The following is a 26,629-nucleotide window of genomic DNA, read 5'->3' as shown; positions in this document are numbered from 1 at the left end:
TCTCACCGATCCTTAGAACAGGAAGTAGCGCTGCGCCATGGGCAGCTCGGTGGCGGGGGCGCAGGTCAGCAATTCGCCATCGGCGCGCACCTCATAGGTCTCCGGGTCGATCTCCAGATGCGGTGTCGCGTCATTGTGGATCATCGACGCCTTGGAAATCCCGCCGCGCACATTCTCCACCGCCACCAGCGTCTTGGCGAGGCCGAGCTTGTCCCCGACACCGCGCTCGATCGCCGCCTTCGAGACGAAGGTGACGCTGGTGGCGGTGCGTGCCTTGCCGAAGGCACCGAACATCGGCCGGTAATGCACCGGCTGGGGCGTGGGGATGGAGGCGTTGGGATCGCCCATGCGCGCCGCCACGATGACGCCGCCCTTGATGATCATGTCCGGCTTGGTTCCGAAAAAAGCTGGCGACCACACGACGAGATCGGCCAGCTTGCCCGCCTCGACCGAGCCGATATGGCGCGACACGCCATGCGCGATGGCCGGGTTGATGGTGTATTTCGCGACATAGCGCTTGGCGCGCGCATTGTCGTTGCGCTCGCTGTCTCCCGGCAGCAGGCCACGCTGCAGCTTCATCTTGTGCGCGGTCTGCCAGGTGCGGGTGACCACCTCGCCGAGCCGGCCCATGGCCTGGCTGTCCGAACTCATCATCGAGATGGCGCCGAGATCGTGCAGGATGTCCTCGGCCGCGATGGTCTCCTTGCGGATGCGGCTTTCGGCGAAGGCGAGATCCTCGGCGATCAGCGGGTCGAGATGGTGGCACACCATGAGCATGTCGAGATGCTCGTCCAGCGTGTTCACCGTGAAGGGTCGGGTCGGGTTGGTGGAAGACGGCAGCACGTTGGGCAGGCCCGCCACCTTCATGATATCGGGCGCATGGCCGCCGCCCGCCCCTTCGGTGTGGAAGGCGTGGATGGTGCGGCCCTTGAACGCCTCGATCGTGTCCTCGACGAAGCCGCTCTCGTTCAGCGTGTCCGAGTGGATCATCACCTGGATGTCGTAGTCGTCGGCCACCGAGAGGCAATTGTCGATGGCCGCGGGCGTCGTGCCCCAGTCCTCGTGCAGCTTCAGCGCGCAGGCGCCGGCCTCGATCTGCTCGACCAGCGGGCCGGGCAGCGAGGCGTTGCCCTTGCCGGAGAAGGCGAGATTGACGGGGAAGCTGTCGGCGGCGCGCAGCATCATCTCGATATGCCACGGGCCGGGCGTGCAGGTGGTGGCGTTGGTGCCGGCGGCCGGCCCCGTGCCGCCGCCCAGCAGGGTGGTAACGCCGCTCATCAGCGCGTGCTCGACCTGCTGCGGGCAGATGAAGTGGATATGGCTGTCGAAGCCGCCGGCGGTGATGATCTTGCCCTCGCCGGCAATGATCTCGGTCGAGGCGCCGATGACGATGTCGACGCCCGGCTGGATCGCCGGATTGCCCGCCTTGCCGATGCCGGCGATGCGCCCGTCGCGCAGGCCGATATCGGCCTTCACGATGCCCCAGTGGTCGAGGATCAGCGCATTGGTGATGACCGTGTCCACCGCGCCCGCGGCGCGCGTGACCTGCGACTGGCCCATGCCGTCGCGAATAGTCTTGCCGCCGCCGAACTTCACCTCCTCGCCATAGACGGTGAAGTCCTTCTCCACCTCGATGATGAGCGCGGTATCGGCGAGCCGGACCCGGTCGCCGGTTGTCGGACCGAACATCTCGGCATAGGTGGCGCGGGAAATCTTGATCGACATGGGACAATCCGTTCAGCGGCAAGGCCGCGGGCAAGGAGGTGCGGGCGGGCGGATACCGTCGCCTAGAGCGAGCCCATCACGTCCTGGCGGAAGCCATAGACCTCGCGGTCCCCGGCGAGCGCCACCAGCTTCACCTCGCGGCTCTGGCCCGGCTCGAAGCGCACCGCGGTGCCGGAAGGAATGGCGAGGCGCATGCCGCGCGCCCGCGCGCGGTCGAAGGCCAGCGCCGGGTTGGTCTCGAAGAAATGGTAATGGCTGCCGACCTGGATCGGCCGGTCGCCGGTGTTGGCGACGACGAGGTCGATGATCTCGCGCCCGACCAGCAGCTCGATCTCACCTTCCTCGATGAGCAACTCGCCCGGCGCCCCAGGGCCGCTGTGCCACGGGATCGGCTCGTGCACGGTGACGAGCTTGGTGCCGTCCGGAAAGGTCGCCTCGACCTGGATGTCGTAGATCATCTCGGCGACGCCCGGCATCACCTGATCGCGGGTCAGCACCTGCGCGCCGAGCGTCATCAGCTCGGCCACGCTCTTGCCGTCGCGCGCGCCCTCGATCACCACATCGGTGATCAGCGCGATCGCCTCGGGATGGTTGAGCTTCACGCCACGCTCCAGGCGGCGGCGCGCCACCATCGCGGACATGGCGACGAGCAGCTTGTCCTTCTCGCGCGGGCTCAGGTTCATCGGGCGGTCTCCGGATCGAATAAGGCGAGTGTTACCTGCATCAGGAATGCCAGATACGCGGAATGTCGGCGACGCCCAGCGCGGCGAGGACACGGCGGATCGCGGCCTCCAGCGGCGCGCCGTCCCGGGCCAGCAGCCGAACCGACAGCATGCCGTCCCAGGCGCTGGCGCCGGCCTCGAGATTGGCGGGCAGCGTATCGGGCGGATCTTCGGGCGAGCCATCGCGCAGGCCGAGCGCGGCGCGCACCTCCTGCAGCCGGCCTTCCGCATCGGGCGCGACCAGCAGCAGCGTCGCAAAGGCCGCCCAGCCGCCGGCCGTGGCGCGGCGATCGAGCAGGCGCGCGATGTCGCCCTCCAGCTGCAACCCGTCGGCATAGACGAGCCTGCCGTTGCGGCGGATGCGCCAGCGGTCATGCAGCAGGCCCTGGCGGAAGCGCTCGCCGCGCGCGGTGCGCCCGAGGATCACCGGCTCCACCAGCAGCAGCCGCGCGTCGGCCGCGATCTCGGCCGCGATGGAGCGCTCCACCCGCGCGCCGTCAAACACGATGGTCGACTGCGGCATCCAGTCGATCCGCGCGCCCGCTCCGGCCGAAAGGTCCACCGCGATGCGCGAAAGCGCGCCGTCGGAACGGTAGATCTTCTCCGCCGCCTGGGTGGTGACGACGAGTTGGGCAGCGTCTGCCGCGCGGATGATCGTCTGCGAGACATCGCCCCCGGCCAGTCCGCCGCCAGTATTGATCAGCACCGCCTCCAGCGCATGGGCGCGGCGGCCGGAGAGCGGAAAGCGCACCCGGGCGAAGCCCGATTCCTCGACCCGCCCTCGCTGCGTGCGCCCGTCCCGCGCGTGCGCCTCCACGACAAGCCGCCCCTGCCCGCGCCGCTCGATCGGGATCGAGGCGGCAACGGGTTCAAACGGCAATTCGGTTGCGAACATCGGGATCCTCAAGGGCGGCGCCATCGCCCGACATCACCACGGCGCCGCGCTCCATGACGATGAAATGGTCCGCGAGTTCTTTGGCGAAGTCGAAATACTGCTCGACCAGCACGATGGCGATGTCACCCTTCGAGCGTAGGTAGCGGATGGCGTTGCCGATATCCTTGATGATGGAGGGCTGGATGCCCTCGGTTGGCTCGTCCAGCACCAGAACCTTGGGCCGCATGGTCAGCGCGCGGCCGATGGCCAGCTGCTGCTGCTGCCCGCCCGAGAGGTCGCCGCCGCGCCGGCGCATCATGCTGTCCAGCACCGGGAACAGCGAGAACACGTCATCGGGGATGAAACGATCCGCCCGCTTCAGCGGCGCGAAGCCGGTCTGAAGGTTTTCCGCCACGGTGAGCAGGGGGAAGATCTCGCGCCCCTGCGGCACGAAGGCGATGCCGCGCCGCGCCCGCTCGGAGGGCGCCATGGTGGTGATGTCCTCGCCGTTGAAGCGGATCGATCCCTTCGCCACCGGCGCCTGCCCGACGATGGCGCGCATCAGGCTCGTCTTGCCCACCCCGTTGCGCCCGAGCACGCAGGTCACCTTGCCCGGCTCCGCCTTGAGCGACACCCCGCGCAGGGCCTGCGCCGCGCCGTAGAACAGATTGACGTCCTGAACCTCGAGCATGCCTTCAGCGTCCCAGATAGACTTCGATGACGCGCTCATTGGCGCTGACCTGATCGAGCGTGCCTTCGGCCAGCACCGAGCCCTCGTGCAGGCACATGACCCGTACGCCGAGGTCGCGCACGAAAGTCATGTCGTGCTCCACGACAACCACCGAATGGCCGTTGGCGTTGATCGCGCGCAGCAATTCGGCGGTCTGCGCGGTTTCCGCGTCGGTCATGCCCGCCACCGGCTCGTCGACCAGAAGCAGGCGCGGGTCCTGCGCCAGCAGCATGCCGATTTCCAGCCACTGCTTCTGGCCGTGCGAGAGCGCCCCGCCGAGGCGGCCGCGATGCTCGGTGAGCTTGATGGTCTCGAAGATCTCGTCGATGCGCTCGCGCGCGGCGGCGGTCTCGCGGCGGAAGATGTTGGGCAGCGCGCGCCGCTGGCCCTTGAGCGCGAGGCGCAGATTGTCGAGCACCGTGTGGCTTTCGAACACGGTCGGCTTCTGGAACTTGCGGCCGATGCCCAGCGTGGCGATCTGCGTCTCGTCGAGCTTGGTGAGGTCGGTGGTGCCGCCGTCGAAGAAGACGTCGCCCTTGTCGGGCCGCGTCTTGCCGGTGATGACGTCCATCATCGTGGTCTTGCCGGCGCCGTTGGGGCCGATGATGGCGCGCATCTCGCCGGGATCGATGGTGAAGGACAGCGCGTTCAGCGCGCGGAAGCCGTCGAAGGTGACGGTCACGCCGTCGAGGTACAGAAGCGCCTCGGTCAGCGTCTTCTTCGCGGCGCCCTCTCCGGCCGCGACGGGCGGATCCAGCGTATCGGTTGCGGTCATCGCGTGCTCCTCACTCGGCCGGCTTCGGTTCGGGCAGCGGCTCGCCCAAAGCGTCGGGCGAAGGACGCCGCTTCTCGCGCCAGTCGTAGAAGGTGCCGACAATGCCCTTGGGCAGGAACAGCGTGACGGCGACGAACAACCCGCCGAGCATGAACAGCCAGTACGGGGCGAGGAAGCCAGAGGTGAAATAGGTCTTGGCGTAGTTCACCAGCACCGCGCCGAGCGCCGCGCCCACCAGCGTGCCGCGCCCGCCGACCGCCACCCACACGATGATCTCGATCGAATTGGCCGGCGAGAATTCTGACGGGTTGATGATGCCGACCTGCGGCACGTAGAGCGCGCCGGCAATGCCCGCCAGCATGGCCGAGACCACGAAGGCGACCAGCTTGTAGTTTTCCGCGCGATAGCCGGTAAAGCGCACCCGCGTCTCGGCATCGCGGATGGCGATCAGCACCTTGCCGAAATGCGAGCGCACGAGGAAACGGCAGAGCACATAGCCGAGCCCCAGCGCCAGCGCCGACAGGAAGAACAGTACCGCCCGCGTGCCATCCGACTGGATGTTGAAACCGAGAATGTCCTTGAAGTCGGTCAGCCCGTTATTGCCGCCGAACCCCATGTCGTTGCGGAAGAAGGCGAGCAGCAGGGCGAAGGTCATCGCCTGGGTGATGATCGACAGATAGACGCCGGTGACGCGCGAGCGGAAGGCGAACCAGCCGAACACCAGGGCGAGCAGGCCCGGCGCCAGCAGCACCATCACCAGGGCGAAGGGGAACAGATCGAAGCCGTACCAGAACCAGGGCAGTTCCTTCCAGTTGAGGAACACCATGAAATCGGGCAGCATGGGGTCGCCATAGACGCCGCGCGTGCCGATCTGGCGCATCAGGTACATGCCCATCGCGTAGCCGCCGAGCGCGAAGAACGCGCCCTGGCCGAGCGAGAGAATGCCGACATAGCCCCAGATGAGATCCACCGAGAGCGCGAGCAGCGCGTAGGTGAGATATTTGCCGAGCAGCGAGACGACATAGGTCGGCACGTGCACCGCGGCGTCGGGCGAGGTGGCCAGGTTGAGCAGCGGCACCAGCACGGCGACCGCGGCGAGCACGCCGAGGAAGACGAGGCCATTGGTGGGGATGAGGGTCGGCGGACGGGTATCGGACGGGCTCATGCTTCGATCGACCTCCCCTTGAGGGCGAAGAGGCCACGCGGGCGCTTCTGGATGAAGAGGATGACGATGACGAGCAGCGCGATCTTGCCGAGCACCGCGCCGGCATAGGGCTCCAACAGCTTGTTGGCGATGCCGAGCGACATCGCCCCGACCAGCGTGCCCCACAGATTGCCCACCCCGCCGAACACCACGACGAGGAAGCTGTCGATGATGTAGCTCTGGCCGAGATTTGGCGAGACATTGTCGATCTGGCTGAGCGCCACGCCAGCGATGCCGGCAATGCCGGAGCCGAGGCCGAAAGTCATGGCGTCCACCCAATTGGTGCGGATGCCCATGGAGGCGGCCATGCGGCGGTTCTGCGTCACGGCCCGCATTTCAAGGCCGATGCGGGTCATGCGCAGCGTCGCCAGCAGGGCGACGAAGACGAGGATGGCGAAAACGATGATCCACAGCCGGCCGGAGGTGATGGCCAGCTGGCCGATGTCGAAGGAGCCGGACATCCAGCTCGGTGCGCCGACCTCGCGGTTGGTGGGGCCGAAGATGGTGCGGATCGCCTGCTGCAGGATCAGCGAGATACCCCAGGTGGCGAGCAGGGTCTCCAGCGCGCGGCCATACAGGAACCGGATGACCGTGCGCTCGATGATGACGCCGATCAGCCCGGTGAACAGGAAGGCGAGCGGGATGGCGATGATCAGCGACCAGTCGAACAGGCCGGGATTATAGGTGCGGATCGCGTCCTGCACGACGAAAGTGGTGTAGGCGCCGAGCATCACCATCTCGCCATGCGCCATGTTGATGACGCCCATCACGCCGAAGGTGATGGCGAGGCCGATGGCGGCGAGCAGCAGCACGGAGCCGAGCGAGAGCCCGTACCACACGTTCTGCGCCATGCTCCACATGGCGAGGCTGCGCTCGATGCCGGCAATGGCGTCGGCCGCCGCCTGCTTCACCGCCGGCGAGGAATCGGCCGGCACGCCTTGCAGGATCGCCAGCGCGTCCTGATTGCCCTCGGCGCCTACCAGGCCGATGGCGGCGATGCGCTCGGCATCCGAGACGCCGGGCTGGCCCATGACAATGGACGCGCGCGCCAGCGTCAGCGCGGTCTTCACCTTCGGATCGGCTTCCTTGGAAAGCGCAAGATCGAGCGCCGGCAGCGCCGCCGTGTCGCGCGAACGGGCCACCGCCGTGGCCGCCTCCAGCCGCTTGGCGGGATCGGGACTGACGAGAGAGAGCGTGCCATTGGCGGCCTCGATGGCGCGGCGCACGCGGTTATTGACCCGGACCGGCTTCACCGCCGGCGGATCGGCCACCGGCTGGAGCGTCAGAGGATCGACGAGGCCGGTCTCCGTGCGCAGAAACACCTGGCGCGGCGCGGCCGAAAAGACGAGCTTGCCGTCGGCCAGCGCCGCCACGATGCCGGCCGCGGCCGGGCTGCCGCTCAGGGCCAGTGCGCCGAGGGCGGCCTCGGTGTCGGCATAATTGTCGGTCGCCAGTTGGGCGAGCGGGGCGCTGATGTCCTGCGCCAGCGCAGGCTGGGAAAAGAGCGCGCCACACAGCCCATACAGGGCGAGCAACAGCGCACAGGACAGGCGGCGAAGTCGAGCGCTGGAAATCATCATCATCCGTCAAGCTGCGATGCGGACGACCGGAGCCTCGTTCCGGCGGCGAAGCGGAAGGCGGAAGACCGCCTTCCCTCGTAGCGGGCCACGACACGGCGCGGTGGCTGATGAGAACCGGCCGCCATGAGCGCCGGTCCCCATCGTTTCAGGATCGGGCGATCAGTTGCCCGCGCCGCCGCACTTGCCGGTCTTGACGTTGAAGTTGCCGCAGTTCAGCGGCGAGCGCCAATCGGAGATCAGGTCCTTGGAGCCTTCGAGGTGGGGCGACCACTCTTCGGCGACGATCAGGCCCGGGGTCTGCTCGACGATGTCGAACTGGCCGTCATCCTTGATCTCGCCGATCAGCACCGGCTTGGTGATGTGGTGGTTCGGCATCATGGCCGAGAAGCCGCCCGACAGGTTCGGCACCGCGACGCCGATCAGCGCCGGGATGACCTTGTCCGGCTCGGTGGTGCCGGCCTTCTCGACCGCCTTGACCCACATGTTGAAGCCGATGACGGTGGCTTCCATCGGGTCGTTGGTCACGCGCTTCGGGTTCTTGGTATAGGCCTGCCACTTCGCGATGAAGTCCTTGTTGGCGGGCGTATCGACCGACTGGAAGTAATTCCACGCGGCGAGATGGCCGACCAGCGGCTTGGTGTCAATGCCGGCGAGTTCTTCCTCGCCCACGGAGAAGGCCACGACCGGAATGTCGGTCGCCTTGATGCCCTGGTTGCCGAGTTCCTTGTAGAAGGGAACGTTGGCATCGCCGTTGATGGTCGAGACGACGGCGGTCTTCTTGCCGGCCGAACCGAACTTCTTGATGTCGGCGACGATGGTCTGCCAGTCGGAATGACCGAACGGCGTATAGTTGATCATGATGTCCTCGGCGGGAACGCCCTTGGACTTCAGGTAGGCTTCGAGAATCTTGTTGGTGGTGCGCGGGTAGACATAGTCGGTGCCCGCGAGCACCCAGCGCTTCACGCCCTCATTCTCCATGAGGTAGTCGACCGCCGGGATCGCCTGCTGGTTCGGGGCGGCGCCGGTGTAGAACACGTTGCGCTCGCTCTCCTCGCCCTCGTACTGGACGGGATAGAACAGGATGCTGTTGAGCTCCTTGAACACCGGCAGAACCGACTTGCGCGAGACCGAGGTCCAGCAGCCGAACACCACGGCGACCTTGTCCTTGGCGATCAGCTCGCGCGCCTTTTCGGCGAAGAGCGGCCAGTTGGACGCCGGGTCGACGACGACGGCTTCAAGCTTCTTGCCGAGCACGCCACCCTTGGCGTTCTGCTCCTGCACCATGAACAGCACGGTGTCCTTCAGCGTCGTCTCGCTGATCGCCATCGTGCCCGAGAGCGAATGAAGCACGCCGACCTTGATCGTTTCCTGCGCGTGGGCCGGCACGGTGAGGCCGGCCAGCGCGAGGGCTGTCGCGCCGACCGCAGCGCGACCGGCCGCACGCCGCGCCTGGGTGAACAGGTTGAGCATATTTCTTCCCTTCTGGAGTTCGCACGCAGGACCCCCGTCCGCGTGCCGGGGGTTAGTTAGCAATGCGCGTGCCAGAAGCCGGCGACGGGGTCGGTTGCCGATCGGCAACAAAAGTTTCGAATTCCGAATCAATCAATCGCTCAAATCGTGAGCGACCTGTCGCCAAACTAGGCAAATTCGCCCCTACGAAAGCCGTATCTGCATACAGGGCGCGGCAGGCGCTAGACGAATGCCGTCCGGCTGACCGCCTCCAGCCGCTCCACCGCGCGATCGAGCGTGGAATCCGCCTTGGCGAAGCAGAAGCGGATCACCGTGTCGATCGCCTCTTCCGCATAGAAGGCCGAGACCGGAATGGCGGCGACGCCGAAGCGCTCCACCAGCGTGCGGCAGAAGGCTTCGTCGCGCAGCGCGGCGTCGAGCGGGGCGAGATCGACATTTAGGAAATAGGTGCCGGCCGAGGGCAGCACATTGAATCCGATCGAACTCAGCCCCGCCGCCAGCCGGTCGCGCGAGCGCTGCAGGCCGGCGCGGGTGGATAGAAACCAGTCGCGCTCCTTGGCCAGCCCATAGGCCACCGCGTGCTGCAACGCCGGCGGCGTGGTGAAGGTGAGGAACTGGTGCGCCTTGGAAAGCACGCGCATGAGCGCGGGAGCGGCGCAGACGAAGCCGACCTTCCACCCTGTCATGCCGAAGATCTTGCCGGCCGAGCCGATCTTCACCGCGCGCTCGCGCATCCCGGGCAGCGCCAGCACGCTGAGATGCTCGCGCCCGTCGAAGATCACGTGCTCCCACACCTCGTCGCTCACCAGCACGGCATCCGAGCGGGTGCAGAAGCGCGCCAGCCGCTCCAGTTCCTCGTGGTCGAACACCCGCCCGGTGGGGTTGTGCGGGTTGTTGAACAGCACCAGCCGGGTGCGCGGCGAGAAGGCCTGCGCCAGCGCTTCCTCGGTCAGGCGCCAGTGCGGGGGAACGAGGCGCACCAGCTTCGGCACGCCGCCGGCGCGCCGCACCAGCGGCAGATAGGCGTCGTAAAGCGGCTGGAACAGCACCACCTCGTCGCCCGGCTCGATCAGCGAGAACAGCGCGCCGGCAATCGCCTCGGTGGCGCCGGAGGTGATCATCACCTCGGCCTCGGGATCGAGATCGAGCCCCTGCCAGTCCCGGTAATGGGCAGCGACCGCGCGGCGCAGTTCCGGCACGCCCATCATCGGCGGGTACTGGTTCCACCCGTTCAGAACCGCCTCGGCCGCCTTCTGGCGCACGTCCAGCGGGCCGGGATCATCGGGAAAGCCCTGGCCGAGATTCACCGCGTCATGCGCGCGGGCCAATGCCGACATGGTCTCGAACACGGTGGTGGGCAGGGACGCGAACAGGGAGTTCATTTCACGATCTCGGCGCGGATAAAAAGATATCGAACGGCATGGGCTCGTCCTTATCCTCCCCGCCACCGCAAAAGAAAAGAGCGCGCGCTATCCGCCCGTTGCCCGCGCCGACCTACATCAGAACCAGCGTCGCGTGGTTATCGAAGCGCATCGGCTGCTGACGCCGGGCGATGACGCCGACGCCCTCGTCATCCACCCCGATCAGCGCCACTTCGCCCAGACCGCTGGTCGCGAGGAACTGCCCCGCTGCGCGGGTGGGCGCGAGGCCGCAGCCATCGACCAGGGTGAGCGAGCCGATGAAGCGCCCGTCGCGCCGCCACACCGCCACGCGGTTGCCGCGCGGGCTGGCGGCGGCGACATAGGCGCCGGAGGCATCCACGGCCACCGAGCCGACATAGGTCCTGAGCCCACGCCACTCCTCCTCCGGCGCGTCGAAGGCGCGCAGCCGGCCCTCCTCCACCGCATAGACCAGCGGCCGCGCCACGCCATCGGCCAAGAGGTCCTGCGCGGCGAGGACGGTGAGCCCGTCCGGTGTGCCGGCGAGATGGCGCAGCGACAGCGAGGCGAGATCCTCCTCCAATGCGATCACCGCGCGGGTCGCACCGCTCAGAGCATCGATGAGGGCGACGCTGGCGCCCGCGACCTCGGCGCCCAGCGCCTCCGGCGTATGCGGCTCGATGCCGCCATTGGCCACGATCAGCGCGTCGCCGACGGGGAGCATGTCATGCGGGCCGATGCCGGCGGAGGCCCATTCGGCCTCGATGGCGAAATCGGCCTCGACGACACGGCGGGTCACGATCCCCTGCCCGCTCGCCCGCTCGATTTCAACGGCAAGAAAGCGCCGGCCGCCCTCGATGAAGCGGCCATGGCCGGAGAAAACCCGCCCCTCGCCCGGCTCGAATTCGGCCAGCACCGTGCCGGCGCGGCGATCGAACAGCACGGCGCTCGTGCCGGGCCGGCGCGCCACCGCCACCGCGGTGCGCCCGTCCGGGCTCGGCTCCACCCAGTGCATGCGTTGCGTGCCGCTGCCCACGGCGGTGGCGGTGCGATCGGGCGCGAGCACGACCGGGGCGAAGCCGCCCGCGACACCGGCGGTGGCCAGCCACTCCGCCTCCAATGCGTGGTCTTGCGCGTGGTCTTGCGCGTGCGCCGCACCGCCGAACAACACGCGCGGGGTGACCGCAAGCCCGCCGAGCCGGCGGAGCAGCGAACGGCGGGAGAGATCGAAAATGCCCATGCCCGCCTCCTCAGTCGCCGTCCAGCGCGTTGAAGCCGAGCGGCACGCCAAGCCCGGCCGCCAGCGCCGTGGCGACGCTGGCCTGCGCCGCCTTGAACGCCGCCGCCGCGGCCTCCAGCTGCTTGCGCCCCTTCGCGCTCGTCGCCGCCGCGCTGATATCGGCCGGCAGCGCGTCCGCGGCGGTGCGCGCCGCGGCCATGGTGCGGGCGAGCACGGCCTGGTCGCCGGTGCCGAGGCCCTTGGCGAGCAGCCCGGCGAGATCGCCGGCGCTGGCGATCTCGGCGACGATGGTTTCCTTCGCGAGGCCGCTGCGGCGTCGGTCGGCCAGCAGGGGCTTGGCCTCCTCCGGGCTCTTGCCCAGCACGATGAGCAGGCGCTGGTCCACCGCGCGCTGATAGGCGCCGGCGAGGTCGGTCACCAGCCGGCTGAGCAGCGAGTCGGGATCGGGGAAATAGACCGGATCGGATTTGCCGGCGACCAGCTGACCGAGCAGGCCGGAACCGCGGTCGCCCCAGCCGGTGCGGATGTCCTGCGCGATCCCGGCGAGATTGTCGGCGATGGCGAGGCCCAGCTGGCAGCGCCGCGCCGCCTCCGGCCCGGCCACCAGCGCCGCCGCCGCGCCCTCGTCATAGAGCACGCGCTCCAGCGCCGGCAGGCCCTGCACCGCCGCGCTGAGACGGAAGAAGCGCTGCGGCTGCAGCCGCTCGTCGGTCGGATCGGCGACGATCTCCGCCACCGAGCGCCCGACCGCGTTGCGCCGCTCCGGGAACAGGTTGAAGCGATCCGCCCGCAGCGACAGCATGACCGGCCCGAAGGTGATGAACTCCACCGAGGTCCAGGCATCGGACACAGCGGCGAAGCGCGCCTTCAGCTCCGCTACCCCCTCCATGGAGGGAGCCTTGCAGAACCCCTCCCACGCCGTGCGCTGGGCGGCCGTGCTGGCGGCGAGCGTGTCGTAGCGCGGCAGCAGCCAATCCGCCACCACGTCGGGCGCCACGATCGCGGCGGCATAGGCGCGGCCGACGAAGATGTTGGAGATCAGCGCAGTTGCCGCCGCAATGGCCGGCACGCCCTGCGCCGCCTGTCCGATCTGGCCTGCCAGCGCAAGCGCCAGCGCGAATGGAGAGCGGTTCATTCCGCAACCTCGCTAGAGGGATGAGACATAGTCGATAAGCGCCCGTTTCGCGCCGGGGTCGAGGGCATCGAAGCGCGCGCGGGCGCCCGCGGCCTCGCCGTCATGCCAGCGCACCGCCTCAGTGACATCGGCGGCGCGGCCATCGTGCAGCAGGCCGCCGCCCTGCGCCAGCGCCTGCGACAGGCCGGCGAGCGGGGCGGTGCGCCATTCGCCAGCCTCCGCGCCGGGCACGCCGCCGCTATCCGCCAGCCCTGCGCCCATGTCGTGCAGTAGCACATCGGTGAACAGCGCCACGCTCCCGCCGTCGCGCGTCGGCAGGGAGGGGCGATGGCAGGCGGCGCAGCCCGTCGCCGCGAACAGCCGCTCCCCGCGCGCATCGCGCGGCGGGTTGGGGGCCTCGACATCGCGCAGATAGGTGACAATGCGGCTTACGATGGCATGGGGAATTTCCGGCGCGCCTTCCGCGTCCTGACCATGCGGCGCGTTGCGGCAGGCCGCCTGTGCCGCCGTGCAATCGCCCCAGGGTTCCAGCCGCAGCGGGGTGGAGAGGCCGAGGTCGAGCGAAAACGCCTCCGAGGTCTGGCTCTCCAGCGTGGCATGGCTCGCCTTCCAGCCGAAGCGGCCGATGGAGGAGCCGCCTTCCGGGTGATCCAGCCGCCGGGCATGGCCGCGCACGCCATCGCGGTCCCGGTCCTGCGGGTCTTCCAGCGCGAGGATGGTGGCATCGTCCACCCGTTCCAGCCCGCCCCGCCCGCGCAGGTCCGGCGCGAGGCGCAGCGAGACATGGGTCGCGGGATCAAGCGGGCCATAACCAGGCTCAACGATGCGCGGCACTCGCCGGCCGGCCTGTTCCACATCCGCCACGAGGACGCCCTCCGCCGGCACGCCGGGCAGCGTCATGGTCTCCAGCCGGTGGCCATAGACCGGATCGCCGCTGCCATCCTCGCGGAACAGCGACAGCACGAGGCCGAGCCCCTCCGGCCGCCCTGTGGCGTCGAGCGCGCTCGACCCGCGCCCCGATCCGGGATGGCAGGCGGCGCAGGAACGTGCATCGAATAGCGGGCCGAGGCCGTCATTGGCGCGGGTGGAACTGGGCGCCGGCACCCAGGGGCGCTTGAACAGCGCCTTGCCGATGGCGGCGTCCAGGCCCGCCTCGTCGGCCCGCACCGGCATCGCGGCAAGGCCGGCCAGCAGCGCCATCGCGAAGGCGGCTGTCCGCAGGACAAGGCGCGGCGCGCACGCGCGAAAGCGGGGCTCTGCCATCACAGGATCCGGAACCAGCCCATCATGCCGGTCTCCATGTGCTCCAGTATGTGGCAGTGAAACACCCAGTCTCCTGGCGCGGCGACAAAGGCGATCTCCACCGCCTCTCCGGGTTGCACCAGCACCGTGTCGGCGAAATGACGCGGCAACCGGCCCTTGCTGGAGCGCAGCACGGCGAAGGCATGGCCGTGCAGGTGGATGGGATGGGGGAAACGCGTCTCGTTCTTGATCTCGATGCGATAGCTGCGGCCTTCCGCCATCGCCACCAGCGGCGGGGGCAGCCCGAGCCGGTCGCCGGCCGCCCAGGACACCTGCCCGATCGACCAGTAGGTCGCCCGGCCGACGCAGAAGCTCGCCACCAGCGCCTTGGCCAGCGGATCATCGGGCGGCAGGCCGAGTTCCTTCACCGCGGCATCGGTCGCCTGCTGCAGGGTGAAGGAGTGAAATTCCGCCGCCTCCACATCCGGCATCGGCAGCTCCGGCGCGGGCAGCGCGAGCGGCGCCTTGCGCGGCTTGCCGGCGCGCCGGCCCTTCGGCGTGATCGTCGCGAAGCTGTACACATCCGCCGCGCGATAATCGCCCAGCGTCACCGGCCCGCCCTTGGCCGGCATGCGCAGATGCAGGTCGATGCGCTGCGCCGGCCCCATGCGCCAGATGCCGTCCGGCAGACTGTCGAGCGCCACGGGGGGCAGCGCGTGGCCATCCACCGCGATGAGCCAGGCCTCGCCCCCTTCCACGCCGATATCCATGATGCGGGTGGAATCGACATTGAGGATGCGCAGCCGCACATCCCCGCCCGCCGGCGCGGTGAGGTCGAGATGCGGCAAACCGTTCACCGTGCGGGTGGCGCCGAAAGTGCCGGCCTTGGAGGCCCCGTCCGGCTCGGTCAGCGGCAGGTAGCCGCCATCCTCGCCAAGCCGCCAGTCCTTGAGGCAGAGCACCTCCTCCGCATCGAAAATGGGGTCGCGCGGGTCCTCGACGATGAGCACGCCGACCAGCCCGCGCCCGGCCTGGCCGGTCTCGTCGCAATGGGGATGGAAGAAGAACGTGCCGGGATCGTCCAGCGGCAGGCGGTGGACGAAGCGCCCGCCCGGCTCCACCAGCGGCTGGGTCAGCGGGGGCACGCCGTCATATTCGTTCGGCATGCGGATGCCGTGAAAATGCAGCGAACTGCCCTCGCTCAGCCCGTTCACATAGGTCGCTTCCAGCCGCGTGCCGCGCGGGTAGCGCAGCTGTCGGAAGGGCTGGCCGTCATAGGCATAGATGCGCGACGCGGGCTTGTCCGCGCCGAGCAATCGCAAATCGGTCTCGCCTGCCGCCAGCGTGAGGCGGGCGGTGGGCTCGAACGCGGCCGGCGCGCGGGCGAAACCGGTGCGCGCCGGGGCGAGCACCGCCCCGACACCCCATGCCGCGCCCGCGGCCAAGAGGGCGCGGCGCGAGAGCCTCACGCCACCGGCCACGATCGACGCCCTATTCCGAAACCTTGGACGGATCGTCCAGGCTGTCCGAACCCTCGACCTTGATCTTCAGCTTCAGGCCGGCGACGACGCCCTCGATGGCGCGGGTCTGGGCGACGAGCGAATCGACGCCCTTCTGCACCAGCGCGTTGCCCTCGGTGTTGCCCTCGCCGATCATCTGGTCATAGGCCTCCTTGCCGCTGTCGGCCTCGTCCTTGATTGCCTTCAGCGCGGCGAGCGCGGCGTCGATCTTGGCATTGGCTTCCTCGGCGGCCTTCGGCGCCTTGGCCGTGGCGAGCGCGTCGACCGAAGGGCCCTCGACCACGCTGCCATCCACGCGGGTATATTTGCCGCGATAGATCGAGGCGATGCCGAGTTCGTCGTAATAATGCGAGTTGTGGGTGTTGTCGGAGAAGCAGTCATGCTCCTCCTCGGGGTCGTGCAGGATGAGACCGAGCTTCATCCGCTCGCCCGCCAGTTCGCCATAGGAGAGCGAGCCGAGGCCGGTGAGGATGGTGCCGAGCGCGGCATTGTCCTTCTGCTTCAGCACGGCCGCCCGCGCCTTGCCCTTGGCGGCCCACGCCTTGGACATTTCTTCGAGATCGGCGACCAGTAGTTCGGTGGCGGCCTTGAGATACGCGGCGCGGCGGTCGCAATGGCCGTTGCTGCAGTTTTTCAGGTCGTAGTCGCTAGCCGGCCGGTTGCCCGCGCCCGGGCCGGTGCCGTTGAGATCCTGCCCCCAGAGCAGGAATTCGATCGCGTGGTAGCCGATGGCGACGTTGGATTCGACGCCGCCCGCCTCCTGCAGGCTGCGCAGCAGCTTGGGCGTGATCTTCGTGGCGTCGATGGTCTTCTTGCCGACGCGGATCTTGGTATTGGCGATCACGTTGGCGGTGTAGAGCGGGTTCTCGTCGGAGGTCTCGCCGTAGCTCTTCTTGTCCACATAGTCGATCAGCCCCTCGTCGAGCGGCCACGCATTCACATTGCCTTCCCACTCATCGACGATCTTGTTGCCGAAGCGAAAGCCCTCGCTCTGCTGGTAGGGTACGCGCGCGGCCTTCCAGGCCACCCGCGCCTTGTCGAGATTGGCCTGGGTCGGCTCGGCGAGGAAGGCCTCGACGGCCTTCTGCAGATCCTTGGCGGTGGCGAGGCTGTCGCCATAGATCGCCTCGGCGATGTTGGCATAGGTGACGACGATGTCGTGCACCTTCGGCGGGGCCGTGTCGGCCCGTGCCGGACCGGCGGCAACAAGGGCTCCCAGCGCAACGGCCGCCAGCAGCGGCGTGGCAAACAACGACCTGGCTCGCATGATATCTCCTCCCAGCGCCTACGCGGCATCCGTGAAAGGGACTTCTACGCCCATGCCTCAAGCAGTCGCAAGTGTTCAGGGCTACATTAGAATGATTTTACGGTAGCGATATCGCGAATTTCGTGAATTTCATTGAAATGATATTCGCGAATACTTTCCCTGCGCGACACATTCATGCCCCAGCGTCAAGCAGCGGCTGCAGGGCCTCGCGCAGTTCCTCGTCGGAGACGGTCGCCAGCGGTCGGTAGAGCTTGGCCGCCTCGGTGCGCCGGCCCGGACGCATCACCAGCACCACCGTCTCGGCGCCGCCGCAAGCGGGGTCGCCGCAGGCGATCTCGGTGATGGAAACCGTGGTTTCCTCGCCCACGCCGAGCAGCGCCCTCGCCTTGTCGGCCAGTTCGCGCGCGGCATCGGGCGCGGCCTCCGTGGCCGCTCCCCGGCGGAAGAACAATCGTGCCATCGCTCACCTCGCGGATCGCCCAGCCGTCCCGCGCCCAAGGAGGTACGCCCGCCGCCGGCACGGCGCAAGCCGCTCTCGAATGGAGGGAAATAGCAAGTATAAAAACGTCACTGTAGTTTGGAACTATAATAATAACGGAAGATAGTCATTGTCCTCGTCGGAGAACGAGCGTATTCAGTCGCCCAACGCCGACGATGAACGCGAAGAACAGATTCCCAGCCATCGCAGTCGCCGGCACACGCTTCGCGAGGCCGACTTCCCGGCAGGTCTCGCGAGACGCGCGGGACGACGGCACGCGCTCCCTCAGCCGTCGTCCCGCGCCATCTCCTCCCCGGTGCTCGCCGACCATGGACCTTGCCAGGCCGCCGGTTCGGGAAGGCCGAGATGAGCGAGCCCGCCGCATGCCGCGGCATGGCCGGTGGCAAAGCAGGCCTGCAGCAGATAGCCTCCCGTCGGGGCTTCCCAATCCAGCATTTCACCGGCGACAAAGGTGTTCGGCGGCACGTCCGGGCCGGCCCGCAGCATCAGCCGCGCATCGAGAGCGCCGCGCATCACGCCGCCGGCGGAGGAAATCGCCCGCTCCAGCGGCGCCATGGCGTTCACCTCCAGCGGCGCCGCCTTGATGAGCGCGGCGAGCGGCGCCGCCTCCACCGGCAGCGGGCCCGCCGCTTCCCGCAGCAGGCCGGCGGCAACCGGGGAGAGACCGGCGGCCTTGCGCAGGCGGTTGGCCGTCGATTCGCCTTTGCGGCTCTTGCCGAGCCGCTCTGCCAGCGCCTCCACCGAGAGATCCGGCCGGAGATCGACCAGCAGGCCCGCCCGCCCCTCCCACTCCACCGCCTCGCGCAGCCTGGCGGACAGCGCATAGACCGCGCCGCCCTCCAGCCCGCCGGGATCGACCATCGCCTCGCCGCGCACCCGCACGCCCTGCACCGTGAGAGCGATGCGCTTGAGCGGCTGCCCGGCGAAGCGGGAACGGAAGCCTTCCGACCATGTGATCCGTGCGCCGCTATTGGCGGGGCGCAGCGGAGCGACGCGGATGCCCTTCGCGGCCAGCATCCCGAACCAGCCGCCATCGCTGCCGAGGCGCGGCCAGCTGGCGCCGCCGAGCGCGAGGAGGGTGATGTCTGGCGAGATCGCGACCTCGCCCTCCAGCGTCTCGAAGCGTAGCGCGCCGCCCTCGCCCCAGCCGAGCCAGCAATGCCGGGCGGCCAGCCGCACGCCGAGCGCATCCAGCCTGCCAAGCCAGGCCCGCAGCAGCGGCGAAGCCTTGAAGCGGGTCGGGAACACCCGTCCGCTGGAGCCGACAAAGGTCGCCTCGCCCAGCCCCTCGGCCCAGTGCCGCAGGCGGCCGGGCGGGAAAGCGTCGATGAGCGGGGCGAGCCATTCGGCGCTGGTGCCGTAGCGGGGCAGGAACCGCTCACGCGGCTCGGAATGGGTGAGGTTGAGGCCGCCGCGCCCGGCGATGAGGAACTTGCGCGCCGGCGAGGCCATGCGCTCGTACACGGTGACGCGACAGCCGGCCTGCGCCAGCGTCTCGGCGGCGATAAGGCCGGCAGGCCCGGCACCGAGGATGGCCGCGTGGGGTTTCTTTGAATCGTGGCGGGGCGTTGCACTCACGGGCCGAGGATCCGATTCAGCATGGCATGACGGTCAGTGCGGATTGGGAAACCGATTCCGCATGAGCGTCCATACCTTTGATGTTCAACGATTTTCCATCCGCGCGACATCGCTGATGCGCAGGTTCACCTGAGTGCGGCCCTGCCAGGAATCGAGGTCCAGCATGCCCGCCACGTGCACCTGCTGGCCGCGCGCCTCCATAAGCGCCCGACCGAGTTCGGTATTGGCGGCGCGGAAGGCGACGGCCGGAAGCACGGTGCCATCGCTGCCACGCAGCCGCACCCGCACCTGATCGGCGCTTCCGGCCTCGGCATAGACGATGCGGTGGGCGGGAAAGGCGAAGACCGGCTGCGGATTTCCGGCACCGAACGGCCCGGCGCGCTCCACCATCTCGACGAGTTCCGGCGTCGCGCCGGCGGCGGAGAGGGCGGCGTCGATCATCGTCTCGTCCACCGCGCGCACCTCCTCCACGGTCTGCGCCAGCACCTCCTCGAGATAGGCGCGCAACTCGCCGAGGCGGTCGCGGGCGATGGTGAGGCCGGCCGCCATGGCGTGGCCACCACCCTTGACCAGCAGCCCGCGATCCACCGCGCCACGCACCGCCTTGCCGACATCGACGCCGGGAATGGAGCGGGCGGAGCCGGAGCCGGTCTCCCCGGTAAAGGCGATGGCGAAGGCCGGCCGGCCGAACTTCTCCTTCAGCCGCGCCGCGACGAGGCCGACCACGCCGGGGTGCCAGCCTTGCCCGGAGGAGAGGATGACCGCCCCCGCCCCGGCGTGGCCGAGGGCGGCTTCCGCCTCGGCCTCCGCCTGCGCGACGATGGCGCGTTCCACCTGCTGGCGCTCGGTGTTCAGCCGGTCCAGCTCGGCGGCGATGCCCCCGGCCTCGATGGCATCGCGCGTGAGCAGCAGGCGCGTGCCGAGCGCGGCATTGCCGATGCGTCCGCCCGCGTTGATGCGTGGGCCCAGCAGGAAGCCCAGATGCCACGCCTTGGGCGGACCGGACAGCCGCGCCGCGTCCATCAGCGCGGTGAGGCCCGGGCGCTGGCGCTGGCGCAGCACGATGAGCCCCTTGGTGACGAAGGCCCGGTTGAGGCCTATGAGCGGCACCACATCCGCCACCGTGCCGAGGGCGACCAGATCCAGCGAGGCCAGCAGATCGGGCTTGGGCCGCGCCTCGTTCCACCAGCCGCGCCGGCCAAGCTCCCGCACCAGCCCCACCGCCACCACGAAGACCAGCCCCACGGCGCACAGGTGCCCGAGGCCGGAGAGATCGTCCACGCGGTTCGGATTCACCAGCGCCGCGACCGCGGGAAGTTCCTCACCGGCCTGGTGATGATCGATGACCAGCACGTCGAGGCCCAGTTCGCGGGCGCGGGCGAAGGGCGCGAAGCTCATCGTGCCGCAATCGACCGTCACCAGCAGCCGGGCGCCCTGTGCCGCCAGCCCCTCGATAGCCGGGATATTGGGGCCGTAGCCTTCGAAGATACGGTCCGGGATATAGAAGGCTGGGTCGAGCCCGCCGGCGCGCAGCACTTCCACCAGCAGCGCGGTCGAGGTCGCGCCATCCACATCATAATCGCCGAACACGGCGACCGGTTCGCCGGACACCACCGCGTCGGCGAGGCGCGCCACCGCGGCACCCATGTCGGTCAGCGTGTCCGGATCGGGCAGCAGGTCGCGCACGGTCGGGTCGAGCCAGCCCGCCACCTCGTCGATGCCGACGCCCCGCGCCGCCAGCACACGCGCGAGGATTTCCGGCACGCCGTGGCGCTGGACGATGGCGAGCGTGGTCTGCGCGCCGCGTAGATCGAGGCGCTCGCGCCAGAAACGGCCGGTGGCCGAGTTCGTGACGCCGAGAAAGGCGCGTGGCGGCGGCGCGGCTTTGGGAAGAGTGAGGCTCATGATTCGCAGGATAAGCCCGAAGCGCGGGCCCGCGTCGAGTGACAGGTGCGGCAACCGCCCGGCAACATGAGGGATCGCGGTGCATGACGCCGGGCGGAGGCCGGGGCGGAGGCCGGGGCGGACGGACCGACGGAGGACAAGCGGTCATCCCGGGGATGACAAGACGTCACCCCAGGGATGACAAGCCGTCACCCCGGGGATGACGAAACGTCATCCCGGCGTCACCATTCCGTAGCGTGAGCGACACGTGGGACGGTCAGGAAGGCGGCTTCGGCACCGCCCCTTTTCCGAACGGAGAACCGCCATGGTCCGCCCCCGCATCCGTCATTGCCTGCTCGCGAGCGCCGCGCTCGCGCTCATCGGCCTCGCCGGCACCAGCGCCGGCGTTCGCGCCGACCAGGCCTATCCCGCCACGCTCGCTGGCCATGCCGTGTTGCCGGCCGCCAGCTTCATCCAGCTGCCGGCGGATGCGCCGGAGGATCTCAAGCTGTCCGGCAAGTTCACCACGGGCACGCGGGTCGAGGCGGCCGGCACGGTGGAAGGCAAGTCCGCCGGCCGCCCGACGGGCATCTCAGTTCCCTTCAAGGGCCAGCCGCTGCAGGGCCATTCGGGCATCAAGGTGATGCCGGACGGCACGTTCTGGATTCTCACCGATAACGGCTTCGGCTCCAAGGCCAACAGCCCCGATTCCGCGCTCTACCTCAACCGCTACCGGATCGACTGGCAGACGGGTGGCTTCGAGCGCGTCGAGACCATCTTCCTCACCGATCCCGACAAGAAGGTGCCGTTCCGTATCGTCCATGAGGGCACGCGCGAGCGCTACCTCACGGGCGCCGATTTCGACCTCGAAAGTTTCCAGATCATCGGCGACGATTTGTGGATCGGCGAGGAGTTCGGGCCCTTCCTCATCAAGGCCGACATGAAGGGCACGGTGAAGCAGGTGTTCGACACGCTCGCCGGCCAGACGCCGGTGCGCTCGCCGGACAATTATCTCGTCGCCTCGGCTGGGGCGCCCAACCAGACCGCCGAGTTCAACGCCCGCCGCTCCAAGGGCTTCGAGGGCATGGCCGCCTCCAAGGACGGCAAGTTCCTCTATCCCCTGCTCGAAGGCCCGCTGTGGGACGGCGCGAAGAAGGATTGGCAGAAGACCGCCGACGGGCGCGAATATCTGCAGATCCTCGAATTCGACGTCGCCGCCCAGAAGTGGACCGGCCGTGCCTGGCAGTATGTGCTGGAGCAGAACGGCAACGCCATCGGCGACTTCAACATGATCGACGGCACCACCGGCCTGATCATCGAGCGCGACAATGGCGAAGGCACGCCCGACAAGGCCTGCGCGGCCGGCACCAAGGGGCCGGACTGCTTCCACGATCTCGCGAAGTTCAAGCGCGTCTACAAGATCGAACTCACCGACGCCACTGTCGGTCAGCCGGTACGCAAGATCGGCCATATCGACCTGATGAAGATCGCCGACCCGGACAAGAAGGCGCGCAAGCCGCTCAATGACGGCGTGCTGACCTTCCCCTTCTTCACCATCGAGAATGTCGACGTAGTCGATGCCAGCCATATCGTGGTGGGCAACGACAACAACCTGCCCTTCTCCTCCTCGCGCGACCCGGCCAAGGCCGATGACAACGAGCTCATCCTGCTCGAGGTCGGAGACTTCCTGAAGGCCAAGTAAAGGGCCCGCCGAACGGCCAATCGGGCTGACGAGCGAATGCGGCCGGGGAGGCGATGCCCCGGCCGCTTCCGTCTCAGGCGGTATCGGGCAGGCTCACGGCCGGTTTGCGCAGGATGAGCGCGACGCCGGCAACCATGACCAGCGTGCCGGCAATCTTCGCCGGCGAAGGATCGTCGCCGATGAGCACGATGCCGAACAGCACGGTGAGCGGCGGATTCAGCATCGAATAGGGAACCACCGCGCTCACCGAATGACGCCGCAACAGCCAGTACCAGCCGCCATAGGCCAGGATCGAGGACCCGATCGCGCTGTAGAACACCGACACCCAGCCATTCCACCCGGCCGTGGCCACCATGCCCCAGCGCTCGCCCTCCAACAGCCACGAGGCCAGAAGCAGCTGCGGCACGGAGAACAGCGACGACCAGCCCATCATCGCCATCGGCGAAATGCCCGGCACCTGCTTGACGACGAGATTGGTGATGGCCCAGCCGGTCGCGCTCATCACCAGCAGCGCGAGCCCGATCGGCGGCGGCATGGTTGGCCCCATCGCCAGCAGGGCGATGCCCGCCACCGATATGACGAGGCCGAGCATTCTCACCGCTCCCAGCGGTTCTCGCAGCCACAGGCAGGCCAGCAGCGTGGCGATGGGCGCGCCGATCTGGATGATGACGGAACTGGTGCCCGCCTCCGCATGTTCCAGCGCGGCGAACAACATGCCGAAATGGATCGAGCCAAAGGTGACGGATACCAGCATCACTCCGGGAAGCTGGCGCCAGGTGATGCGCGTGAAGGGCACCACCAGCAGCGAGACGACCATGAAGCGGAGTGCCGTCGTCAGCACGGGTGGGATTTCCGCGACACCGAGCTTGATCGCAATCATGTTGAGCGCCCACACGCACACGATGGCGACGGCGAGCAGCTGGTCCCGGAAAGGCATTATGCACCACGAAGGACGAGAGGCAGCGGTGCGGCCCGTGGCGGAACGCACGTCACGGACGAGTCGAGCCGTCCCGCCCGAGACAGCCGGACATACCCCCTCGTCGCGGACGCGCAAAGGCCGCCCAGCCGATGCCTGCCTTGCGCGCCAAACATGGCAGGCACGCGCAAAGCGCGGCTCTGCCACCCCCGCGGCCGAGGGCTCATCCGGGGCATTCCGCGGTCGATGCACGCACCAGCTGGTTGATTCGACGCGGTTTTCGCGCGCGAACCGGATTCCCCTTCACCGCGAAACCCACTAGATTGCGGCGCCCCTCCGTGAAAATGGAGAGGCCCGCCAATGTCTTGCCTGCGTCCCGGCTCCCCAGGCCGCCGGCGCCTGTTTTCTCCCCGTTCCCGCGCGCCGCGCCGTCGTCGTGGGGAACACCTACGGTGCTTGCCATGCTCGACCTCTCCCTGCTCGGCCGCCTCGAGTTCCGCCATGCCGCGCCGACCAGGCCGCCGCTGCCGCCCGGCCGGCACGATCTCGGCCTGTTCGCCGAGCGCGACTATGTGCTGATCGTGCCGGAGGGAATCGACCCGGCGCATCCCACGCCCTTGATGGTGCTGTTTCACGGCGGCGGCGGCAGTGCGGAGAAGATCCTGCCGATCCTGCACCGGCACGCGCTTGAGCGCGGCTTCCTGCTGCTGGTGCCGCAATCGCTGTTTCCCACCTGGGACATCGTGATCGCCGGCAACGGGCCCGATCGCGAGCGGCTCGACATCGGCCTGCGCGAGGTGGCCTCACGCTTCGCGCTGGACCCGGCGCATGTGGCCTTTGCCGGCCATTCCGACGGCGGCAGCTACTCGCTCTCGACCGGGCTGAGCAACGGGCAGATCGTCACGCATATCCTGGCCTTCTCGGCCGGCTTCATGACCGTGCTGGCGCAGGAGGGAGCCCCCAAGGTGTTCATCGCCCATGGCCAGGCCGACACGCAGACGCCGATCGACAGCGCCGGGCGCGCCCATGCCGCCAAGCTGCGGGGGGCGGGTTATGAGCTGACCTATGTCGAGCATCCCGGCCCGCATGCCTCGCAGCCAGCCATGGTGCAACTTGGCGTCGACCATTTCCTCAAGGACCTGCGGCAGGCCTGAGAGAGCGCCGCTTGAGACGAAAAAGGCCGGCACGAGGCCGGCCTTTCAGCTTTGTCCAGCGGCAGGGGCGCCTCAGGCGACCTTCTTGACCGACTTGGCGATCTCGGCGACTTCCGCCTCATACTTAGCGACCAGCACGGCGAAGTCGGCCGGGCCGGCTTTGAGCGCGCCCTTCACGTCCGACGCCCAGGTGGTGTTGCGCAGGGTGAAGGTGGTGGTGGCCGAGGAGCCGTACTTGTTCGAGAACGCCACGCTCAGCTTGAACGGGATCGGCTCGGAAGCGAGGTAGCTGGTTGTCGCGTGCTCCGTCACGAAGGCCGCATAGGTCTCGGCGACCTCCTGATACTTCTCGGCCGCGATGAGCGCATCGATCTGGGCCAGCAGGGGCGGAAGGAGCGAATGAGGAGCGGGCATGGGTCGTTCCCTTTGCAATTGGCGTTGCATTCTTGCGGAATGCCTGTCGGCGATGTCCTTGGTATACAGCACACCGACGCGGTTCCAAAGAGCCTCGTGGCCAAAACCACGGCTCACCCTCCCCGCCTCCCCATCGCCGGCACGTTCCGGGCGTTCAGAGATGGGCCTGACTGGCGGCGAAGGTGAAGGCCCCCCACCTACCACGAGATCACCGGATCAGCACTTGGATACCACACCCCTATATCGAAGGCGCCGGCCTCATCCCGGACGGCAAGGCGGATGACCCCGATGCAGGGCGCTTGCGAGGCGGTGCTTGCGAGGCGGCGCTTGCGCCGGGCGGAGCCAGCATCAGCAGCGCGAGGATGGCGACAAGGGAGAGCCGAGCCCACAGGGAGGGCCGCGTCCGCGAGGTTGCCACCCGCGCGTGGCTCATCTCCGGCGCTATGGAAACCCGCCGACGGCGGTTTCGCGCAAGGAAAGGGGCACCGTGGTGCCCCTTTCGATCCGCAAAGACTGCCGCAAGCTGGCAGAGGCAAGCTCCCTCAGACAAGTGCATGGAGGGAGCCGCAGCCAAGGGCGGCCTGGACAGGCGGAAGGGCCCGTCCTCCGCAATCAGCCGAGATGGAACTTGGAGAGATCGCGATGCTCGGCCTCGATCCAGCGCACCGTGCCGGAGGCCGACCGCATGACGACAGTGTGCGTGGTCACCACGTCCTTGCGGTACTTCACGCCCTTGAGCAGGTTGCCGGTGGTCACGCCGGTCGCCGCGATCAGGCAGTCGCCCCGCACCATGTCCGTGATGGTGTAGATCTTCTTCGGGTCGGTGACGCCCATCAGCTTGGCACGCTCGCGCTTCTCCTCGCTATCGAGAATAAGCCGGGTGTACATCTCGCCACCGATGCAGCGCAGCGCCGCCGCGGCGAGCACGCCCTCGGGGGCGCCGCCCGTGCCCATATAGATGTCGATGCCGGTCTCATCGGGATCGGTGGTGTGGATCACCCCGGCCACGTCGCCATCGGTGATCAGCTGCACCGCCGCGCCGGTCTTGCGCACCGCCTCGATGATCGCCGCATGGCGCGGACGATCGAGGATGAGCGCGGTGATCTCGGAAGGCTTCACGCCCTTGGCCTTGGCCAGCGAATGGATGTTGTCGGCCGGGGAGCCGTCAATATCGATCGTGCCCTTCGGGTAGCCCGGGCCGATGGCGATCTTGTCCATGTAGACGTCGGGCGCGTAGAGCAGCGTGCCGCCCTCGGCCATGGCCATCACGGCGATGGAGCCCGGCATGTTCTTGGCGCACAGCGTGGTGCCTTCCAGCGGGTCGACGGCGATATCGACCGCCGGGCCCTTGCCGGTGCCGACTTCCTCGCCGATGAACAGCATCGGCGCCTCGTCGCGCTCGCCTTCGCCGATGACGATCCGGCCCGCGATCGGCAGGCGGTTCAGTTCGCGGCGCATCGCGTCCACGGCGGCCTTGTCGGCCGCCTTCTCGTCGCCGCGCCCGCGCAGGCTGGCGGAGGCCACCGCCGCGCGCTCGGTCACGCGCACCAGTTCCAGCGTCAGGATGCGCTCGAGCGCCTGGCCTGCCTTGACCGTAATCTCTTCCGCCATCGTCCCAG

At 68.5% G+C, this 26,629-nt stretch carries 22 protein-coding genes; 2 read left to right on the top strand and 20 right to left on the bottom strand.

What is annotated here, in order from left to right; all coding sequences use genetic code 11:
- Positions 1-12 precede the first annotated feature (12 nt).
- The 17 genes from ureC to recJ all read right to left on the bottom strand — a co-directional run bounded on the left by ureC (position 13) and on the right by recJ (position 20,845).
- Positions 13-1,725 carry an urease subunit alpha gene (gene ureC / locus FHS55_RS09175; RefSeq protein ID WP_183189426.1) on the bottom strand — a complete coding sequence of 571 codons (1,713 nt, stop codon included), beginning with the start codon at positions 1,723-1,725 and terminating at the stop codon, positions 13-15.
- A 62-nt stretch (positions 1,726-1,787) separates the two neighbouring features.
- Positions 1,788-2,408, bottom strand: a complete 621-nt coding sequence (locus tag FHS55_RS09170) for an urease subunit gamma (RefSeq protein ID WP_183189425.1) — start codon at positions 2,406-2,408, stop codon at positions 1,788-1,790.
- Positions 2,409-2,448: 40 nt separating this feature from the next.
- Entirely contained in the window at positions 2,449-3,342 is an 894-nt protein-coding gene (locus FHS55_RS09165; RefSeq protein ID WP_183189424.1) for an urease accessory protein UreD, read from the bottom strand.
- Positions 3,317-4,012, bottom strand: a complete 696-nt coding sequence (urtE, locus tag FHS55_RS09160; RefSeq protein ID WP_183189423.1) for an urea ABC transporter ATP-binding subunit UrtE — start codon at positions 4,010-4,012, stop codon at positions 3,317-3,319. The genes FHS55_RS09165 and urtE overlap by 26 nt, the downstream gene beginning before the upstream one ends.
- Before the next feature lie 4 nt (positions 4,013-4,016).
- On the bottom strand, positions 4,017-4,826 hold the full coding sequence (urtD, locus tag FHS55_RS09155; RefSeq protein ID WP_183189422.1) for an urea ABC transporter ATP-binding protein UrtD: 810 nt from the start codon (positions 4,824-4,826) through the stop codon (positions 4,017-4,019).
- Positions 4,827-4,836: 10 nt separating this feature from the next.
- A complete protein-coding gene (urtC, locus tag FHS55_RS09150; RefSeq protein WP_183189421.1) occupies positions 4,837-5,991 on the bottom strand; it encodes an urea ABC transporter permease subunit UrtC in 1,155 nt (384 codons plus the stop codon).
- Entirely contained in the window at positions 5,988-7,607 is a 1,620-nt protein-coding gene (gene urtB / locus FHS55_RS09145; RefSeq protein ID WP_183189794.1) for an urea ABC transporter permease subunit UrtB, read from the bottom strand. Before urtB ends, urtC begins: the two co-directional genes overlap by 4 nt.
- 162 nt (positions 7,608-7,769) lie before the next feature.
- Positions 7,770-9,080, bottom strand: coding sequence for an urea ABC transporter substrate-binding protein (urtA, locus tag FHS55_RS09140; RefSeq protein WP_183189420.1), 1,311 nt, complete (start codon positions 9,078-9,080; stop codon positions 7,770-7,772).
- A 221-nt stretch (positions 9,081-9,301) separates the two neighbouring features.
- On the bottom strand, positions 9,302-10,462 hold the full coding sequence (locus FHS55_RS09135; protein WP_183189419.1) for an aminotransferase: 1,161 nt from the start codon (positions 10,460-10,462) through the stop codon (positions 9,302-9,304).
- Positions 10,463-10,574: 112 nt separating this feature from the next.
- On the bottom strand, positions 10,575-11,699 hold the full coding sequence (locus FHS55_RS09130; RefSeq protein WP_183189418.1) for a DUF1513 domain-containing protein: 1,125 nt from the start codon (positions 11,697-11,699) through the stop codon (positions 10,575-10,577).
- A 10-nt stretch (positions 11,700-11,709) separates the two neighbouring features.
- On the bottom strand, positions 11,710-12,834 hold the full coding sequence (locus tag FHS55_RS09125; protein WP_183189417.1) for an imelysin family protein: 1,125 nt from the start codon (positions 12,832-12,834) through the stop codon (positions 11,710-11,712).
- A 12-nt stretch (positions 12,835-12,846) separates the two neighbouring features.
- The gene (locus FHS55_RS09120) at positions 12,847-14,097 is read right to left on the bottom strand and encodes a di-heme oxidoredictase family protein (protein WP_183189416.1); all 1,251 of its coding nucleotides are present in this window, start codon (positions 14,095-14,097) and stop codon (positions 12,847-12,849) included.
- On the bottom strand, positions 14,097-15,557 hold the full coding sequence (locus FHS55_RS09115; RefSeq protein WP_343056086.1) for a multicopper oxidase family protein: 1,461 nt from the start codon (positions 15,555-15,557) through the stop codon (positions 14,097-14,099). The genes FHS55_RS09120 and FHS55_RS09115 overlap by 1 nt, the downstream gene beginning before the upstream one ends.
- A gap of 10 nt (positions 15,558-15,567) precedes the next feature.
- Positions 15,568-16,863, bottom strand: a complete 1,296-nt coding sequence (locus FHS55_RS09110) for an imelysin family protein (RefSeq protein WP_183189415.1) — start codon at positions 16,861-16,863, stop codon at positions 15,568-15,570.
- A 172-nt stretch (positions 16,864-17,035) separates the two neighbouring features.
- Positions 17,036-17,323 (bottom strand): hypothetical protein, encoded by a 288-nt coding sequence (locus FHS55_RS09105; protein WP_183189414.1) that lies wholly within the window; start codon positions 17,321-17,323, stop codon positions 17,036-17,038.
- 303 nt (positions 17,324-17,626) lie between these two features.
- The gene (locus tag FHS55_RS09100; RefSeq protein WP_343056085.1) at positions 17,627-18,940 is read right to left on the bottom strand and encodes a TIGR03862 family flavoprotein; all 1,314 of its coding nucleotides are present in this window, start codon (positions 18,938-18,940) and stop codon (positions 17,627-17,629) included.
- 84 nt (positions 18,941-19,024) lie between these two features.
- Positions 19,025-20,845 (bottom strand): single-stranded-DNA-specific exonuclease RecJ, encoded by a 1,821-nt coding sequence (gene recJ, locus FHS55_RS09095; protein WP_183189413.1) that lies wholly within the window; start codon positions 20,843-20,845, stop codon positions 19,025-19,027.
- 304 nt (positions 20,846-21,149) lie between these two features.
- Here recJ and FHS55_RS09090 point away from each other — a divergent pair, with 304 nt between their 5' ends.
- Positions 21,150-22,526, top strand: a complete 1,377-nt coding sequence (locus FHS55_RS09090; protein ID WP_210286915.1) for an esterase-like activity of phytase family protein — start codon at positions 21,150-21,152, stop codon at positions 22,524-22,526.
- A gap of 73 nt (positions 22,527-22,599) precedes the next feature.
- Here FHS55_RS09090 and FHS55_RS09085 read toward each other — a convergent pair whose 3' ends face one another.
- Positions 22,600-23,463: a DMT family transporter gene (locus tag FHS55_RS09085; protein ID WP_183189412.1), complete on the bottom strand. Its 864-nt coding sequence runs from the start codon at positions 23,461-23,463 to the stop codon at positions 22,600-22,602.
- 440 nt (positions 23,464-23,903) lie between these two features.
- On the opposite strand from FHS55_RS09085, the gene FHS55_RS09080 reads away from it, so the two are divergent.
- Positions 23,904-24,596 carry an alpha/beta hydrolase gene (locus FHS55_RS09080; protein WP_183189411.1) on the top strand — a complete coding sequence of 231 codons (693 nt, stop codon included), beginning with the start codon at positions 23,904-23,906 and terminating at the stop codon, positions 24,594-24,596.
- Between the two features lie 72 nt (positions 24,597-24,668).
- Here FHS55_RS09080 and FHS55_RS09075 read toward each other — a convergent pair whose 3' ends face one another.
- Both FHS55_RS09075 and glpX read right to left on the bottom strand, forming a co-directional pair.
- Complete coding sequence (locus tag FHS55_RS09075; RefSeq protein WP_183189410.1) at positions 24,669-25,010, bottom strand: hypothetical protein; 342 nt, start codon at positions 25,008-25,010, stop codon at positions 24,669-24,671.
- A 612-nt stretch (positions 25,011-25,622) separates the two neighbouring features.
- Positions 25,623-26,621 (bottom strand): class II fructose-bisphosphatase, encoded by a 999-nt coding sequence (gene glpX, locus FHS55_RS09070; RefSeq protein WP_183189409.1) that lies wholly within the window; start codon positions 26,619-26,621, stop codon positions 25,623-25,625.
- Positions 26,622-26,629 lie beyond the last annotated feature (8 nt).

The organism is Ancylobacter tetraedralis, assembly GCF_014195655.1.
In the GTDB taxonomy this organism is placed as follows: Bacteria; Pseudomonadota; Alphaproteobacteria; order Rhizobiales; family Xanthobacteraceae; genus Ancylobacter; species Ancylobacter tetraedralis.
The sequence above is the reverse complement of the archived record's forward strand: the minus strand, read 5'-3'. Positions and strand labels throughout refer to the sequence as shown.

What these genes read in the sequence shown, in the direction of transcription:
- ureC (WP_183189426.1), bottom strand. Translation starts at nt 1,725, where the DNA reads ATGTCGATCAAGATTTCCCGCGCCACCTATGCCGAGATGTTCGGTCCG.
- FHS55_RS09170 (WP_183189425.1), bottom strand. Translation starts at nt 2,408, where the DNA reads ATGAACCTGAGCCCGCGCGAGAAGGACAAGCTGCTCGTCGCCATGTCC.
- FHS55_RS09165 (WP_183189424.1), bottom strand. Translation starts at nt 3,342, where the DNA reads ATGTTCGCAACCGAATTGCCGTTTGAACCCGTTGCCGCCTCGATCCCG.
- urtE (WP_183189423.1), bottom strand. Translation starts at nt 4,012, where the DNA reads ATGCTCGAGGTTCAGGACGTCAATCTGTTCTACGGCGCGGCGCAGGCC.
- urtD (WP_183189422.1), bottom strand. Translation starts at nt 4,826, where the DNA reads ATGACCGCAACCGATACGCTGGATCCGCCCGTCGCGGCCGGAGAGGGC.
- urtC (WP_183189421.1), bottom strand. Translation starts at nt 5,991, where the DNA reads ATGAGCCCGTCCGATACCCGTCCGCCGACCCTCATCCCCACCAATGGC.
- urtB (WP_183189794.1), bottom strand. Translation starts at nt 7,607, where the DNA reads ATGATTTCCAGCGCTCGACTTCGCCGCCTGTCCTGTGCGCTGTTGCTC.
- urtA (WP_183189420.1), bottom strand. Translation starts at nt 9,080, where the DNA reads ATGCTCAACCTGTTCACCCAGGCGCGGCGTGCGGCCGGTCGCGCTGCG.
- FHS55_RS09135 (WP_183189419.1), bottom strand. Translation starts at nt 10,462, where the DNA reads ATGAACTCCCTGTTCGCGTCCCTGCCCACCACCGTGTTCGAGACCATG.
- FHS55_RS09130 (WP_183189418.1), bottom strand. Translation starts at nt 11,699, where the DNA reads ATGGGCATTTTCGATCTCTCCCGCCGTTCGCTGCTCCGCCGGCTCGGC.
- FHS55_RS09125 (WP_183189417.1), bottom strand. Translation starts at nt 12,834, where the DNA reads ATGAACCGCTCTCCATTCGCGCTGGCGCTTGCGCTGGCAGGCCAGATC.
- FHS55_RS09120 (WP_183189416.1), bottom strand. Translation starts at nt 14,097, where the DNA reads ATGGCAGAGCCCCGCTTTCGCGCGTGCGCGCCGCGCCTTGTCCTGCGG.
- FHS55_RS09110 (WP_183189415.1), bottom strand. Translation starts at nt 16,863, where the DNA reads ATGCGAGCCAGGTCGTTGTTTGCCACGCCGCTGCTGGCGGCCGTTGCG.
- FHS55_RS09105 (WP_183189414.1), bottom strand. Translation starts at nt 17,323, where the DNA reads ATGGCACGATTGTTCTTCCGCCGGGGAGCGGCCACGGAGGCCGCGCCC.
- recJ (WP_183189413.1), bottom strand. Translation starts at nt 20,845, where the DNA reads ATGAGCCTCACTCTTCCCAAAGCCGCGCCGCCGCCACGCGCCTTTCTC.
- FHS55_RS09090 (WP_210286915.1), top strand. Translation starts at nt 21,150, where the DNA reads ATGGTCCGCCCCCGCATCCGTCATTGCCTGCTCGCGAGCGCCGCGCTC.
- FHS55_RS09085 (WP_183189412.1), bottom strand. Translation starts at nt 23,463, where the DNA reads ATGCCTTTCCGGGACCAGCTGCTCGCCGTCGCCATCGTGTGCGTGTGG.
- FHS55_RS09080 (WP_183189411.1), top strand. Translation starts at nt 23,904, where the DNA reads ATGCTCGACCTCTCCCTGCTCGGCCGCCTCGAGTTCCGCCATGCCGCG.
- FHS55_RS09075 (WP_183189410.1), bottom strand. Translation starts at nt 25,010, where the DNA reads ATGCCCGCTCCTCATTCGCTCCTTCCGCCCCTGCTGGCCCAGATCGAT.
- glpX (WP_183189409.1), bottom strand. Translation starts at nt 26,621, where the DNA reads ATGGCGGAAGAGATTACGGTCAAGGCAGGCCAGGCGCTCGAGCGCATC.